Source organism: Streptomyces olivoverticillatus, assembly GCF_014203555.1.
Lineage (GTDB): Bacteria > Actinomycetota > Actinomycetes > Streptomycetales > Streptomycetaceae > Streptomyces > Streptomyces olivoverticillatus.
The window spans coordinates 410,283-425,980 of the sequence record NZ_JACHJH010000002.1 but is presented as its reverse complement, the minus strand read 5'-3'; the positions used below and the strand labels follow the sequence as shown (position 1 = coordinate 425,980).

The 15,698-nt window shown below is 71.3% G+C and carries 10 protein-coding genes; 6 read left to right on the top strand and 4 right to left on the bottom strand.

Going from position 1 to position 15,698, the window contains the following annotated elements:
- Positions 1–88: 88 nt before the first annotated feature.
- Both pepN (FHS39_RS07180) and FHS39_RS07175 read left to right on the top strand, forming a co-directional pair.
- Positions 89–2,674 carry an aminopeptidase N gene (pepN, locus tag FHS39_RS07180; RefSeq protein WP_184347424.1) on the top strand — a complete coding sequence of 862 codons (2,586 nt, stop codon included), beginning with the start codon at positions 89–91 and terminating at the stop codon, positions 2,672–2,674.
- Between the two features lie 120 nt (positions 2,675–2,794).
- Positions 2,795–3,838, top strand: a complete 1,044-nt coding sequence (locus tag FHS39_RS07175; RefSeq protein ID WP_184347422.1) for a hypothetical protein — start codon at positions 2,795–2,797, stop codon at positions 3,836–3,838.
- A gap of 4 nt (positions 3,839–3,842) precedes the next feature.
- On the opposite strand, the gene FHS39_RS07170 is transcribed toward FHS39_RS07175, so the two are convergent.
- Complete coding sequence (locus FHS39_RS07170) at positions 3,843–5,576, bottom strand: TIGR03767 family metallophosphoesterase (RefSeq protein ID WP_184347420.1); 1,734 nt, start codon at positions 5,574–5,576, stop codon at positions 3,843–3,845.
- Positions 5,577–6,053: 477 nt separating this feature from the next.
- On the opposite strand from FHS39_RS07170, the gene FHS39_RS07165 reads away from it, so the two are divergent.
- The 3 genes from FHS39_RS07165 to pepN (FHS39_RS07155) all read left to right on the top strand — a co-directional run bounded on the left by FHS39_RS07165 (position 6,054) and on the right by pepN (FHS39_RS07155) (position 12,706).
- Positions 6,054–8,759: a S8 family serine peptidase gene (locus FHS39_RS07165; RefSeq protein ID WP_425507746.1), complete on the top strand. Its 2,706-nt coding sequence runs from the start codon at positions 6,054–6,056 to the stop codon at positions 8,757–8,759.
- Positions 8,760–8,897: 138 nt separating this feature from the next.
- A complete protein-coding gene (locus FHS39_RS07160; protein ID WP_184347418.1) occupies positions 8,898–9,926 on the top strand; it encodes an aspartate-semialdehyde dehydrogenase in 1,029 nt (342 codons plus the stop codon).
- Positions 9,927–10,099: 173 nt separating this feature from the next.
- The gene (pepN, locus tag FHS39_RS07155) at positions 10,100–12,706 is read left to right on the top strand and encodes an aminopeptidase N (protein ID WP_184347409.1); all 2,607 of its coding nucleotides are present in this window, start codon (positions 10,100–10,102) and stop codon (positions 12,704–12,706) included.
- Positions 12,707–12,787: 81 nt separating this feature from the next.
- Here the strand turns inward: pepN (FHS39_RS07155) and FHS39_RS07150 are convergent, their stop codons facing one another.
- Both FHS39_RS07150 and FHS39_RS07145 read right to left on the bottom strand, forming a co-directional pair.
- Positions 12,788–13,765, bottom strand: coding sequence for an acyl-ACP desaturase (locus tag FHS39_RS07150; protein WP_184347407.1), 978 nt, complete (start codon positions 13,763–13,765; stop codon positions 12,788–12,790).
- Between the two features lie 106 nt (positions 13,766–13,871).
- Complete coding sequence (locus FHS39_RS07145) at positions 13,872–14,261, bottom strand: winged helix-turn-helix transcriptional regulator (protein ID WP_184347405.1); 390 nt, start codon at positions 14,259–14,261, stop codon at positions 13,872–13,874.
- 117 nt (positions 14,262–14,378) lie between these two features.
- On the opposite strand from FHS39_RS07145, the gene FHS39_RS07140 reads away from it, so the two are divergent.
- A complete protein-coding gene (locus tag FHS39_RS07140; RefSeq protein WP_184347403.1) occupies positions 14,379–15,314 on the top strand; it encodes an NADP-dependent oxidoreductase in 936 nt (311 codons plus the stop codon).
- An 87-nt stretch (positions 15,315–15,401) separates the two neighbouring features.
- Here the strand turns inward: FHS39_RS07140 and FHS39_RS07135 are convergent, their stop codons facing one another.
- Complete coding sequence (locus tag FHS39_RS07135; protein ID WP_045933534.1) at positions 15,402–15,674, bottom strand: hypothetical protein; 273 nt, start codon at positions 15,672–15,674, stop codon at positions 15,402–15,404.
- Positions 15,675–15,698 lie beyond the last annotated feature (24 nt).

Here is a 15,698-nt window from a genome sequence, read left to right as displayed (position 1 = left end):
ACCGCACCCCGTGCCATGATTCCTGGTGTTCGACACCAGAGTCGAAAAGATCCGAATCGACGATCCGAACTGACGAGGGAGCCGCGTCGTGCCCGGTGAGAACCTGACCCGTGAAGAAGCCCGCCTCCGGGCGAGGCTGCTGAGCGTGGACGCCTACGACGTGGCACTGGACCTGCGGTCGGCCGTGGGCGCGGGCGACACCTTCCGCTCGGTGACCGCCATCCGCTTCCGCTGCGCCGAGCCGGGTGTGGGCAGCTTCGCGGACCTGGTGGCCCCCTCGGTGTCCTCGGTCACGCTCAACGGCCGCGAGCTGGACCCGCAGACGGTCTACGACGGCTCACGGATCGCCCTGGACGGCCTGGCCGCCGAGAACGTCCTGGTGGTCGAGGCCCACTGCGCGTACAGCCGCACCGGCGAGGGCCTGCACCGCTTCGTCGACCCCGAGGACGGCGAGGTCTATCTCTACACGCACTACGAGCCCGCCGACTGCCGCCGGGTCTTCGCCAATTTCGAGCAGCCCGACCTCAAGGCGCCCTTCGCCTTCTCGGTGACCGCGCCCGCCGGGTGGACGGTCATCTCCAACGGCGAGCAGGACGGCGAGGCCGAGCCGGTCCCCGGCGACGACACGGCGACCACCCGGCGCTTCGTCCCCACCAAGCCGATCGCCACGTACATCACGGCCGTCGTCGCGGGCCCGTACCACGTCGTGCGCGACCACTACAGCCGCAAGCTGCCCGACGGCACCGCGCTGGAGATCCCGCTGAGCGCGCTGTGCCGCAAGGGCCTGGCCCGGCACTTCGACGCCGACGAGATCCTCACCGTCACCAAGCAGGGGCTGGACTTCTTCCACGACCACTTCGACTTCCCCTACCCCTTCGGCAAGTACGACCAGTCGTTCGTGCCGGAGTACAACATCGGGGCCATGGAGAACCCGGGCTGCGTGACCTTCCGGGAGGAGTACGTCTTCCGCGGCAGGACGACGAGGTCGTCCTACGAGCGGCGGGCCAACACCATCCTGCACGAGATGGCCCACATGTGGTTCGGCGATCTGGTGACCATGGAGTGGTGGGACGACCTGTGGCTCAAGGAGTCGTTCGCCGACTTCATGGGCTCCTTCTCCCTGGTGGAGGCCACCCGGTTCACCAACGGCTGGGTCACCTTCGCCAACCAGCGCAAGGCCTGGGCCTACCGCGCCGACCAGTTGCCCTCCACCCACCCGGTCACGGCGGACATCCACGACCTGGAGGACGCCAAGCTCAACTTCGACGGCATCACCTACGCCAAGGGCGCCTCGGTGCTCAAGCAGCTGGTGGCCTACGTGGGCCAGGACGCCTTCCTCGAGGGCGCCCGCCGCTACTTCAAGCGCCACGCCTACGGCAACACCCGCCTGAGCGACCTGCTGGCGGTCCTGGAGGAGGTCTCGGACCGGGACATGACCGCCTGGTCGCGGTCCTGGCTGCAGACGGCCGGCGTCAACTCGCTGACCCCGCAGGCCACCTACGGCGCGGACGGCCGCATTGCCGAGCTCGCCGTCCTGCAGGAGGCCGCCGAGTCGCACCCCGAACTGCGCCCGCACCGCGTGGCCGTGGGCCTGTACCGCCGCGAGGCCGACGGGACGCTGGTGCGCTACGCCCGCGCCGAGGCCGACGTCAGCGGCCCGCGCACGGTGATCGCCGAACTGGCGGGGGCCGAGCGGCCGGAGCTGATCCTGGTCAACGACGACGACCTCACCTACTGCAAGATCCGCTTCGACGAGGGGTCGCTGGCCACCCTGCGCAACCACCTCGGCGACCTCACCGACCCGCTGGCCCGCGCCCTGTGCTGGTCGGCGCTGTGGAACCTCACCCGCGACGGCCTGATGCCCGCCCGCGACTACCTGGAGCTGGTGCAGCGCTTCGCGCGCGCCGAATCCGACATCGGTGTCCTGCAGATGCTCCAGACCTGGGCCACGAGCGCGCTCGTGTACTACGCGGCCCCGGCCCGGCGCGAGCAGGCCGCCCGTGAGCTGGCCGGCAGCGCGCTGCGCGAGCTGCGGCTGGCGGAGCCGGGCAGCGGCCACCAGCTGGCGTGGGCCCGCTTCTTCGCCCAGCTCGCGACCGCCGAGTCGGATCTGCAGCTGCTGCGCGGGCTGCTCGACGGCACGGCGAGGATCGACGGACTGGAGGTCGACCAGGAGCTGCGCTGGGCGTTCCTGACCACGCTCACGGCCCAGGGCGCGGCCGACGAGTCGGCGCTCACCGCCGAGCTGGCCCGCGACCACACCGCCTCCGGCAAGCGGCACCAGGTGCGCTGCCTGGCGGCCCGCCCGCTGCCGGACGTCAAGGAGGCGGCGTGGGCGTCGGTCGTCAACACCGACGCGCTCTCCAACGCCCTGACCGAGGCCACCATCGCGGGCTTCGGCCAGCCGGGGCAGCGGGCGCTGCTCGCTCCGTTCGCGCCGCGGTACTTCGAGGCGATCGAGCGCGTGTGGCGCAAGCGGTCCATCGAGACGGCCATGGCGATCGTCCGCGGGCTCTTCCCGGCCCTGCAGGACGACCCGCGGACCCTGGAGGCCACCGACGCCTGGCTGCGGGACCACCCCGACGCCGCGCCCGCGCTGCGGCGGCTGGTCGCGGAGGCGCGGGACGACCTGTCGCGGGCGCTCCGCGCACAGGCCCGCGACGCGGCGGCCTGACCGCCAAAGCGAGCCCCTTCGAACCTCGAACACCCTTGCTTTGAGGTGGGGTTGTCCTGATTTGCCGACGGGGCTGTAACAGCGGTTAGGGGGCGGGCGGGGAGCGGGAATGGCCGGGTCATGAACCCGAACACCCCCCTCTCTCCCCGCCCCCTCTACCACCTCTCCGACGTCCGCCAACGCGTCCTGACGGCCCGGCAGCTGCGCGAGCACGGCGTCTCCGCCGCCACCGCCGGGGAACGCTGCCGGCCCGAAGGGCCCTGGCAGCAGCTGCTGCCAGGGGTCTTCCTCCTCCACACCGGGCCCGTCACCGGCGAGGAGCGGCTGCACGCCGCGCTGATGTACACCATCCCGCGCGCCAGGATCCCGGCCCAGCCCGGCCCGGCCTGCGCCCCGCGCGGCGACGCCCCCACCCCCTACGGCGAGGCGATGATCACCGGCCCGGCGGCGCTGGCCCTGCACCGCTTCACCTGCGTGCCCTCGCTGCTCGCCCTCGACCGGATCGACGTGCTGGTGCCGCGCACCCGGCGGCTGCGCCCGACCGGGTTCGTACGGCTGGTACGGGCACACACCGTGCCCCGGCCGAAGCTGCTGACGGGCGTGCCGGTGGCGCCGGCTGCCCGTGCCGTCGCGGACACGGTGTCCCTGCTGGTGGACCCCGCCAAGGTGCGCGAGCTGCTGACCGAGGCGGTGCGCGGCGGGCACTGCGAGGTGAGCGCGGTGGTGCGGGAGCTGGGCCGGGCCCGGCTGCTGACCCGGCCGCACGTGGTGGAGGCCGTGGACGCACTGCTGGCCGAGGGCCGGGCCCTGGCCGAGGGGATGCTCTACGACATGGTGCGCGAGCGCGCGCTGCCCGACCCGCTGTGGAACGTCGAACTCCGGCTGCGCGGCGGCCCGTCGCTGGGCGCGGTGGACGCCTACTGGCCCGACCACTCGGTGGCGCTGGAGATCGACACCCGGACGCCGCGCCAGGAGGCGGAGCCGCTGTGGTCCGGCTCCTCGCGCAAGCGCGAGCACTTGGAGCGGCTGGGCGTCATGGTGGTGCGCACCACCCCCAAGCGGCTGGCCGAGAGTACGGAGCAGCAGGCTGCGGTGGTCCGTACCGCCCTGATGGCGTCGGCCGACCGCGAACCCGCCGCCTACCTTGTCGTCCTGCCACGCTGAGCCGTCAGCGGCGTTTGAGGAGCAGCTCCGTGTTGCGGTCGGTCTCGGTGCCCGAGAGCGTGGTGTCCGAGCCGGGGGAGTTGAAGGCCAGCTCGCGGTAGAGGGAGGCCAGCCCGGTCTGGGAGAGGTCGTGGAAGTCCGTGCGGTAGGGCGCGGCGGATTCGACGAGGGTGGTGAAGAGGGAGATCGTGCCGTCGTGGTTGTCGGTGATCTCGATGACGCGGGCGAGCTGCGGGTAGTCGATGTGCGAGGCGGTGGCGATCTCCCAGAACGTGCCGCGCGGCCGGATGCGGTTGCGGTGGCTGTGCCCGTTGATCCAGGCCAGGACGTTGTTGTGGCGCTGGAGCAGGGCGATCACCTCGTCGCCGCCGTGGCGCTTGTCGCGCGGGCTCGCGGGGTCGGGCGTGGTGTTGTCCATGCTCCAGCTCGGGTGGTGGCTGAAGACCAGGGCGTACTCGTCCTTGTGCTGCTTGAGGACGCCGTCCAGCCAGTTGAGCTGGGTGGTGCCGAGAGAGCCCTGGTAGTGGCCGCCGGGGTCGGTGGAGTCGAGGCTGATGCCGATGACCTTCTCGGAGACGCGGAAGGTGTAGTAGAGGTTGCCCGAGTCGAGGTTGGCGCGGGTGTAGCCGTGGCCGACGGGGCCGTGCCCGGTGTGCTGGGGGTCGAGGTGGGCCGCCACGTACTGGCGCGCGGTCAGCGGCACCCGGCGCGGGTCCGGGGTGACCGAGCGCATCTCCTTCTTGTGCGCCTTGAGCAGCGCTTCGATGCGCTTGCCCTTGGGGTCGACGCCGTTGGCCTCGCCCTCCATGAGCCACTTGGCCTCTTTGGCGGGGATGGTCTGCAGCTTGCGGCCGCCGACGGCGAAGTCGCCGATGAAGGTGCCCGCGGCCGGATAGCAGCCGCCGGAGAGGCCGTCGTGGTTGCCGAAGGTGGAGTACCAGGGGATGTTCAGGCCGGGGCTGTTGACGCGGCGTGTGATGGCGTCGAGATAGCCGTTGATGCGGGGGTAGCCGAGCTGCTTGTCCTGGTCGCGCAGGGAGCTGTCGGGGTGCCAGAAGAGTTTCAGGCCGCTGTTCTGGACGCCCTCGTAGTGCTGCGGGTCGCCGGTGTTGGGGTTGAGCCGGCCGCCGCTGAGGGCGGTGAGGAACCAGTCCAGCTCGATCTTCGCGTTCTCGTCGCCGTTGTCGCCGGTGGTCATGACGAAGCCGAGCGGGGCGCCGGTGGCCGGGCCGCGGCGCAGCTTGTTGACGCGCTCCACGAGCGCGACCACGCCGGGCAGCGTGAGCGCCTCGTGGGGGCGCCAGGCTCCGGCGTCTCCGGCGCGGAAGAACTCGTAGCGCAGCGGGTGCTGTACGTCCGTCAGGTGCAGGTCGGTGAACTGCACGAAGGAGGCGAGCGTGGTGCGCTTGCCCTCGCGGCCGTTGCGGGCCTCGGCCAGGTCGGCGCGGACGATGCGGGGCCAGCCGGGGCCGTCGCCGAGCCGCCGGTAGCCGCCGCTGCCGCGGGGGGCGGCGACGGATGCCAGCGTGGTGCCCGCGCCCGTGGGGGCCGCGGCGGAGGCGGCGGCCGGCGGGGCGGGGCTAGTCGCCGGGGCAGGTCCGGGGTCGGCGACGGCCGAGCCGTCGTCCGCGCCCACGGCGAGGCCCAGCCCGGTGGCCGTGGTGACGGCCCCCGCGGCGGCCAGGAACGTACGGCGGTCGAGCTGCGAGGCTGCGGTTCTGCGCGGTCTGCGGTGCATGGCGGTCTCCCCGAGTGCGAACGCGAAGGCAGGCGATCTGGCGGGCGGGCTGCGGCCCCGGTCAGTGAGGATCGTTGGCAGCGCGGGTGACCTGGGCGTGAACATGACCGCAACGGCCGCCGCCGATCACCTCACATCGATCTTGGCTACTGCGAACTGACATACACCACTCGTCCCCTGGTGTGCTGACGCTCATTCAGCGTTCACCCGCCTGGGAAGGGCTGCGCCGGTGCTGGGGCGGCTGGTGTAGTCCGTTTGTCCTACACCTCCTGAGCTGCGGGAACAACCATGACCGCTTCACGGCCTCCGTCCTGCTTCATCCCGTGTGGCGCGTGGCGGGTTTACGCCATCCTTACTTTCCTTCCCTGACAACTCTCCCCAAACCTCCGTCACTTCCATAAAAGTGATCGCTCATCCGGCTCCGAAATCCGGACCTGCCGTTCGGCAGCCGTTCACTTCTTCCACCCAGGGATGTTCATGACCACCCCCGCATCCGAGAACACCGCGCCGGCCGACGGCGCGAGACGCGTGGCGCGAATAGCCGTCGCGGCCGGTCTGGTCGCCGCGCTGACCACCGCCGGCGCCGTGCCGGCCTTCGCCCACGACGACCCCTGGACCGTCGCTGCCGGCCGGGGACCCGCCAAGTCGGCCCCCGCCAAGCTCGGTTCGCAGGACGCCGCCCTGCTGGCCAAGGCCAAGGCCCGGGGCGACTCCACGGTCACCATGATGATCGCCACCGCTCCCGGCAAGACCGGCCAGGTCGAGAAGAAGCTGGAAGGCATCGCCGGCGCCTCGGTGGGCCAGGCCTACGACAAGCTCGGCTACGTCCGGGCCACCGTGCCCACCGTGCAGGCCGACACCGCCATCGACGAGGCGAAGAAGCTCTCCTCGGTGCACGGCATCGACCTCAAGCAGGAGATCAAGCTCCCGGACCCGACGCCGCGCGGCGACGTCGCCCAAGGCGCGGCGAAGCCCGCCAAGTCCCGCAAGTACCCGGGCCCGGACGGGAAGACGCCCGCCAAGAACCCCTACCAGCCCGCCTTCGAGACGGGCGCGGTCGGCTTCGTCGAGGACCACCCCAAGGCCGACGGCCGCGGCGTGACCATCGGAGTGCTCGACTCCGGCGTGGACGTCGCGCACCCCGCGCTGCAGAAGACCACCACCGGCGAGCGCAAGATCGTCGACTGGGTCACCGCCACCGACCCGCTCACCGACGACGACGGCACCTGGCTGCCGATGACCACGGACGTCTCGGGCCCCAGCTTCTCCTTCAACGGCCGCACCTACACGGCGCCGGGCAACGGCTCGTACCAGGTCGCGCTCTTCCGCGAGGACGTCACCGCGGGCGGCGACATGAAGGGCGACCTCAACCGGGACGGCGACACCACCGACTCCTGGGCGGTCCTCTACGACAAGGCCAAGGGCACCGTCCGCGTCGACCTCGACGACGACGGCAACTTCACGGACGACGAGGAGATGAAGCCGTACAAGGACGGCTTCCAGATCGGGTACTTCGGCAAGGACGACCCCAAGACCCCGATCGCCGAGCGCATCCCCTTCACGGTGCAGATCCGCAAGGACGTGCCGATGGACCCGAAGGGCGCCTCCTGGGCCGGCAAGAAGGCCGACTTCGTCAACATCGGCGTCATCGAGTCCGAGCACGGCACGCACGTGGCGGGCATCACCGCCGCCAACGGGCTGTTCGGCGGCAGGATGAACGGCGCGGCCCCCGGCGCGAAGATCGTCTCCTCCCGGGCCTGCACCTGGAGCGGCGGCTGCACCAACGTGGCGCTGACCGAGGGCATGATCGACCTCGTCGTCAACCACGGTGTCGACATCGTCAACATGTCGATCGGCGGGCTGCCCGCGCTCAACGACGGCAACAACGCCCGCTCCGAGCTCTACACCCGCCTGATCGACACCTACGGCGTCCAGCTCGTCATCTCGGCGGGCAACAGCGGCCCCGGCGCCAACACCATCGGCGACCCGGGCCTGGCCGACAAGGTCGTCAGCGTGGGCGCCTCCGTCTCCAAGGAGACCTGGGCCGCCAACTACGGCTCCGAGGTGAGCACCAAGTACGCGATGATGCCCTTCTCCTCTCGCGGCCCGCGCGAGGACGGCGGCTTCACCCCGACGATCACCGCGCCGGGCGCGTCGATCAACACCATCCCGACCTGGGAGCCGGGCGCGCCGGTCGCCGAGGCGGGCTACGAGCTGCCGCCCGGCTACGGCATGCTGCAGGGCACCTCGATGGCCTCCCCGCAGGCCGCGGGCGCCTCGGCGCTGCTGATCTCGGCCGCCAAGCAGAAGCACATGAAGCTCACCCCGGCCGATCTGCGCACGGCGCTGACCTCCACGGCCAGGCAGATCAAGGGCGCCCAGGCGTACGAGCAGGGCTCCGGCCTGATCGACATCCAGGACGCCTGGGAGTCGCTGCGCGACCACGCCACCGCGCACGACTACACGGTCGACGCGCCGGTTTCCACGGCGCTGTCCTCCAAGCTGAAGACGCCCGGCCACGGCACCGGCATCTACGACCGCGAGGGCGGCCTCAAGGCGGGCGAGACCCGGACCTACGACGTCGTGATCACCCGCACCTCGGGCCCGGACAAGCCGGTGTGGCACGAGCTGAAGTGGAAGAACAACGACGGCACGTTCAAGCTCGCCGGTGACGACGAGGTGAAGCTGCCGCTGAACAAGCCGGTGACCGTCAAGGTGAAGGCCAAGGCCAAGGCCGCGGGCATCCACAGCGCGATCCTCACCGTCGACGACGACCGCACCGAGGGCATCGACAAGCAGATCCTGGCTACCGTGATCGTGGCCGAGCCGCTGGCGAAGCCGTCGTACGCGGTCAAGAAGTCGGCCTCGGTGCAGCGCAACGCGACGACGTCGTACTTCGTGACGGTCCCCAAGGGCGCGAAGTCGCTGGAGGTCGCGATGAGCGGCCTGGCCTCGGGCAGCCAGACCCGGTTCATCGCCATCAACTCCTACGGCGTCCCGGTCGACCCGACCTCCACGCCCAACTGCTACCCGAACTACCCCAACCCGGCCAACACCTGCCGCCCGGACCAGCGTTCGTACGCGAACCCGCTGCCCGGCGTCTGGGAGATCGAGGTCGAGTCCCGCCGCACCTCACCGCTGCTGGACAACCCGTACACGCTGGGGGTCACCGCCCAGCAGTGACCGGACGATCACGGTGCGTGGGGCGGGCGCGGCGACGCGTCCGCCCCTCGGACGTCCCACGGCAATGGATTGGACTTTTGGGCCGGGTCTCCCCGCATGATGGGAGAGGTAGCACCAGATCAGCCAAGAGGAGCCCTCGTGAGGATCGGAATCGTCGGAGCCACCGGTCAGGTCGGCGGAGTCATGCGCAAGATCCTCGCCGAGCGAGCCTTCCCGGCGACGGAGCTGCGGCTCTTCGCCTCGGCGCGTTCCGCCGGCTCCACGCTGCCCTGGGGCGACACCGAGATCACCGTCGAGGACGCGGCCACGGCCGACTACTCCGGGCTGGACATCGTGCTCTTCTCGGCCGGCGGCGCCACCTCCAAGGCGCTCGCCGAGAAGGTCGCCGCCCAGGGCGCCGTCGTGATCGACAACTCCTCCGCCTGGCGCCGCGACCCCCAGGTGCCGCTGGTGGTCTCCGAGGTCAACCCGCACGCGATCGCGGACCGCCCCAAGGGCATCATCGCCAACCCGAACTGCACCACGATGGCCGCCATGCCGGTCCTCAAGCCGCTGCACGAGGAGGCCGGGCTGACCGCGCTGGTCGCCACCACCTACCAGGCGGTCTCCGGCTCCGGCCTGGCCGGCGTGGCCGAGCTGGACGGCCAGGTGCGCAAGGTCGCCGACCGGGCCGCCGAGCTCACCCACGACGGCGAGGCCGTCGACTTCCCCCAGCCGGGTGTCTACAAGCGCCCCATCGCCTTCAACGTGCTGCCGCTGGCCGGCGCGATCGTCGAGGACGGCAGCTTCGAGACCGACGAGGAGCAGAAGCTCCGCAACGAGTCCCGCAAGATCCTGGGGATCCCGGAGCTCAAGGTCTCCGGCACCTGTGTCCGCGTGCCCGTCTACTCCGGCCACTCGCTGCAGGTCAACGCCCGCTTCGAGCGTCCGATCAGCGTCGAGCGCGCCTACGAACTGCTGGCCGGCGCGCCCGGCGTCGAGCTCTCGGAGATCCCCACCCCGCTCCAGGCGGCGGGCAAGGACGCCTCCTACGTCGGCCGCATCCGCGTCGACGAGACCGTCGAGCACGGCCTCGCGCTGTTCCTCTCCAACGACAACCTCCGCAAGGGCGCCGCGCTCAACGCCGTCCAGATCGCGGAGCTGGTCGCGGCGGAGCTGCGCGGCTGACACCACCGCCGGGCGGACCCCCGCCCGGCACCGCCGGACACCGGGCCGGGCACCCAAGGGTGCCCGGCCGTGGCGTTTCCACACCCCTCCTCCGCCGTCAGCGTACGAACCACCACTCAGCGCGACGGCGTGGAAGGATGACCGGAAAGCCGCGATGTTAAGGAGATGCACTGGTGCCCGGAACGAATCTGACCCGCGAAGAGGCCCAGCAGCGGGCGCGGCTGCTCACCGTCGACTCCTACGAGATCGAGCTCGACCTGTCCGGCGCGCAGGAGGGCGGCACGTACCGGTCGGTGACCACCGTGCGCTTCGACGCCGCCGAGGCCGGCGCCGCCTCCTTCATCGACCTGGTCGCACCCGCCGTCCACGAGGTGGTGCTCAACGGCACCTCGCTCGACGCGGCCGAGGTGTTCCAGGACAGCCGGATCGCGCTGCCGGCCCTGGCCGCCGGGCGCAACGAGCTGCGGGTCGTCGCCGACTGCGCGTACACCAACACCGGCGAGGGCCTGCACCGCTTCGTCGACCCGGTCGACCAGCAGGCCTACCTGTACACACAGTTCGAGGTGCCGGACGCGCGCCGCGTCTTCGCCTCCTTCGAGCAGCTGGACCTCAAGGCCACCTTCCAGTTCACCGTGAAGGCCCCCGAGGGCTGGACCGTCATCTCCAACTCGCCGACGCCCGAGCGCCCGGCGGACCGGGGGCACCCCCAGACGGAGTCTGGGGGAGTCTGGCGCTTCGAGCCGACGCCGCGCATCTCCACCTACATCACGGCCCTGATCGCCGGTCCCTACCACGCGGTGCACAGCACCTACGAGAACAAGGCGACCGGGCAGAGCGTCCCCCTGGGCATCTACTGCCGTCCCTCGCTCGCCGAGTTCCTCGACGCGGACGCGATCTTCGAGGTCACCCGGCAGGGCTTCGACTGGTTCCAGGAGAAGTTCGACTACGCCTACCCCTTCGCCAAGTACGACCAGCTCTTCGTGCCCGAGTTCAACGCGGGCGCCATGGAGAACGCCGGCGCGGTCACCATTCGCGACCAGTACGTCTTCCGCTCGAAGGTGACGGACGCCGCGTACGAGCTGCGCGCGGAGACCATCCTCCACGAGCTGGCCCACATGTGGTTCGGCGACCTGGTCACCATGGAGTGGTGGAACGACCTGTGGCTGAACGAGTCGTTCGCCACCTACACCTCCATCGCCTGCCAGGCCTACGCACCGGGCTCGAAGTGGCCGCACTCCTGGACCACCTTCGCCAACTCCATGAAGACCTGGGCGTACCGGCAGGACCAGCTGCCGTCCACGCACCCGATCATGGCCGAGATCCGCGACCTGGACGACGTGCTCGTCAACTTCGACGGCATCACCTATGCCAAGGGCGCGTCCGTCCTCAAGCAGCTCGTCGCCTACGTCGGCATGGAGGAGTTCTTCTCCGGCGTGCAGGCGTACTTCAAGGAGCACGCCTTCGGCAACACCCGCCTGTCCGACCTGCTGGGCGCGCTGGAGAAGACCTCCGGCCGTGACCTCAAGGCCTGGTCCAAGGCGTGGCTGGAGACGGCCGGGATCAACGTCCTGCGCCCCGAGATCACCACGGACGCGGCCGGCGTCATCACCTCCTTCGCCGTCAAGCAGCAGGCCCCGGCGCTGCCCGCCGGCGCCAAGGGGGAGCCGACGCTCCGCCCGCACCGCATCGCGATCGGCCTCTACGAGCACGAGAGCGGCAAGCTGGTCCGCAAGGACCGCATCGAGCTGGATGTCGACGGCGAGCTGACCGAGGTCCCGCAGCTGGTGGGCCGCGCCCGCCCGGCTGTGGTGCTGCTCAACGACGACGACCTGTCGTACGCCAAGGTCCGCCTGGACGCCGAGTCCCTCGCCACCGTCACCCAGCACCTGGGCGACTTCGCCGAGTCCCTGCCGCGCGCCCTGTGCTGGGCCTCCGCCTGGGACATGACCCGCGACGGCGAGCTGGCCACCCGCGACTACCTGGACCTGGTGCTCTCCGGCATCGCCAAGGAGTCCGACATCGGCGTGGTGCAGTCGCTGCACCGCCAGGTCAAGCTCGCCCTCGACCTCTACGCCGCCCCCACCTGGCGCGAGACGGGCCTGGCGAAGTGGACGGAGGCCGCGCTGGAGGGCCTGCACTCGGCCGTGCCGGGCAGCGACCACCAGCTGGCCTGGGCGCGCGCCTTCGCCGCGACCGCCCGCACCGACGCCCAGCTCGACCTGCTGGCCGCGCTGCTCGACGGCACCAAGATCATCGAGGGTCTGGCGGTCGACACCGAGCTGCGCTGGGACCTGCTCGGGCGACTGGCGGCCACCGGCCGTGCGGACGAGAAGGCCATCGCCGCCGAGCTGGAGCGCGACAAGACCTCCGCGGGCGAGCAGCACGCCGCCTGGGCACGGGCCGCGCGTCCGACGGCCGAGGCGAAGGCCAAGGCGTGGGCGTCGGTCGTCGAGTCCGACAAGCTGCCCAACGCGGTGCAGGAGTCGGTCATCGGCGGCTTCCAGCAGAGCGACCAGCGCGAGCTCCTCGCCGCCTACAGCGAGAAGTACTTCGCGATGGTCAAGGACGTCTGGGACCGGCGCAGCCACGAGATGGCCCAGCAGATCGCGGTGGGGCTCTACCCCTCCCTGCTGGTCTCCCAGGAGACCCTGGACGCCACGGACGCCTGGCTGGCCTCCGCCGAGCCGAGCGCGGCGCTGCGCCGACTGGTCACGGAGTGCCGCTCGGGCGTCGAGCGCGCCCTCAAGGCGCAGGCCGCGGACGCGGCCGCCACGTCCTGACGCGGCAGCCTGACACGGCACATACAGCGAGGGCGCCCCGGGCCTGCTCGGCCCGGGGCGCCCTCGCGCATGTTCAGCTACTCAGCCCTGCTGTGCGGCCCGCGCCGCCTTGCGGGCCAGCAGCGCCTCGCGCCGCTCGTCGAACTTCACGGCCTGCTCGTCGAGGCCGGCCATGAACAGGCCGAGCTCCTCCTGGGCCTGCAGGCCCTCCGGGCCGAGCCCGCCGATCTCCAGGACCTTGAGGAAGCGCAGCACCGGCTGGAGCACGTCGTCGTGGTGGATGCGCAGGTTGTAGATCCCGCCGATCGCCATCTGGGCGGCTGCCCGCTCGAAGCCGGGGATGCCGTGGCCGGGCATCCGGAAGCCGACGACGACGTCGCGCACCGCGCTCATGGTCTGGTCGGGCGCGAGCTCGAAGGCCTTCCCCAGCAGGTTCCGGTAGAAGACCATGTGCAGGTTCTCGTCGGTGGCGATCCGGGCGAGCATCCGGTCGCACACCGGGTCGCCGGAGTGGTGTCCGGTGTTGCGGTGCGAGATGCGGGTGGCCAGCTCCTGGAAGGCGACGTAGGCGACCGAGTGCAGCATGCTGTGCCGGTTGTCGGACTCGAAGCCCTCGCTCATGTGCTCCATCCGGAAGCGCTCCAGCGCCACCGGGTCGACCGCCCGCGAGGTGAGCAGGTAGTCGCGCATGACGATGCCGTGCCGCCCCTCCTCGGCGGTCCAGCGGTGCACCCAGGTGCCCCACGCGCCGTCTCGGCCGAAGAGCGAGGCGATCTCGTGGTGGTAGCTGGGGAGGTTGTCCTCGGTCAGCAGGTTGACGACGAGGGCGGTACGGCCGATGTCGGTGACCTTGGACTGCTCGGGGGACCACGCTTCGCCGCCCATGACGCCGTCGAAGTTCCTGCCGTCGCTCCAGGGCACGTACTCGTGCGGCATCCATTCCTTGGCGACCTTCAGGTGCCGGTTGAGCTCGGTTTCGACGACCTCTTCCAGCGCATACAGCAGCCGGCTGTCGCTCCACACGGCCCGGGCGTGGTGACGGAGGGGGGCGATGGTCACAGACAGCTCCTGGCGGGGACGATCTTACTTACGGATCCGTAGGTTACGACACCGTAGGTTAAGGGTGCCGTAAACGGCAAACGGGGGACCCCGGAGCCGGGGTCCGTCAGCCGGCCGCGGCGCCCGCGTCGTAGCCCGCCCGGGCCACAAGGACGTCGTCCATGTGATCCTCGGCCCATGTCTTGATCGCCCGCATCAGGGGCAGCAGGCTCTCGCCGAGCGGGGTGAGGGCGTAGTCGACCCGGACGGGCACCGAGGGGGTGACGGTCCGCGCGATGAGGCCGTCGCGTTCGAGGTTGCGCAGCGTCTGGGTGAGCATCTTCTGGCTGACGCTCACCAGGGTGCGGGCGAGGTCACCGTAGCGGCGCGGGCCGTCGGCCAGGGCGTTGACGACGAGGCTGACCCACTTGTCGCCGATGCGGGCGAGGAGCTGCCGTGCGGGGCACTCGGCGAGATAGGCGTCATAGGCGGCGCGGGCATCGGCGTCCGTGGGCATGACATGGCTTCCCTTCGCGTTCGGTACGCACTTTGAAGTGCCTACTTCCCTGTGGAGAGTAGCTCTCTTTAAGGTCGCAGGGGACGGGAAAACAAGCAACCGACAAGGGAGTTGGCCATGCGCGCGGTGGTGGTGCGGTCGTTCGGCGGACCGGAGGCCCTGGAGACGGTGGAGGTGCCGGTACCGACGACGGGCGCCGGGCAGGTGCGGATCCGCGTCGAGGCGGCCGCCGTCAACCCGGTGGACGCGGTGACCCGGTCCGGGCAGTTGGCCGCGGCGGGGCTGATGGCGCCCCGTGACGTCACCGGCATCGGCTGGGACGTCGCCGGGGTCGTCGACAAAGCCGGCGCGGGGGTCACGGCGTTCGTCCCCGGCGACCGGGTGACCGGCCTGCGGGACCGGCTCGACGTCAGCCTCGGCACCTACGCCGAGTACGTGGTCCTGGACGCCGCCGCCGTCGCACCGGCCCCCTCGGGCGTGCTCCCGGCCGAGGCCGCCACGCTGCCGCTCGGCGGCCTCACCGCCCTGCAGGCCCTGGACGCCCTCGCCCTGGAGCCGGGGTCGACGCTGCTGGTCACGGGTGCCGCGGGCGCGGTGGGCGGCTTCACCGTGGAGCTGGCCGCGCAGCGCGGCATCCATGTGGTGGCGTCCGCGGGCACGGGCGACGAGGACTTCGTCCGCACGGTGGGGGCACGGTGGTTCGTCCCCCGCTCGGACGGCCTGGCCGACCGGGTCCGCGAGCTCGTCCCGCAGGGCGTGGACGCGGTGGCCGACGCCGCCGTGACCGGGGTGCGCGCGCTGGGGGCGGTGCGGAACCGGGGGGCTTTCGTCTCGGTCGTCGCCGGGGCCGCGCCCTTCCCCCTGCGGGGGATCTCGGTGACCGAACACTGGGTCGCCGCCGACGGTGCGGGGCTCGCCCGCCTCTCGGACCTCGCCGGAAGCGGGCGGCTGACCCTGCGCGTCGCGGACACGATGCCGCTGGCGGAGGCCGCCCGCGCGCACCGGCGACTGGCCGAGGGCGGCATGCGGGGGCGGCTGGTCCTCGTGCCGTGATCAGCGGCCGGGCACGCACGACGCCCGGTGCTCCCGGGCCACGGGGGGCCGGGAGCACCGGGCGGAAACCCTAAGGATGCGTCGGGGTCAGCGCGTCGTGCGCGGGTAGTGCGTGTCGTGGGTGTGGGCGTTGTCCGAGTGCTTGGCCAGCACCATGGTCAGGCCCGCGATGACGAGGAAGAGGACGAGGGGCGCGGCCACGTAGAGGCCGAGCGTGTTGATCGCGCTCAGGCCCGGGCCCGGGTCGTCGCCGTCGTCGCGGGTGAGCGCGAACGCGGGGGACGACATCAGCAGCATCAGCAGCGTGCCTGCGGAGACGGCACCGGCACGCACGGCGTTCTTGTTGACCTTATTGCTCACGGCCCCAACGTATAGGACGGCCGT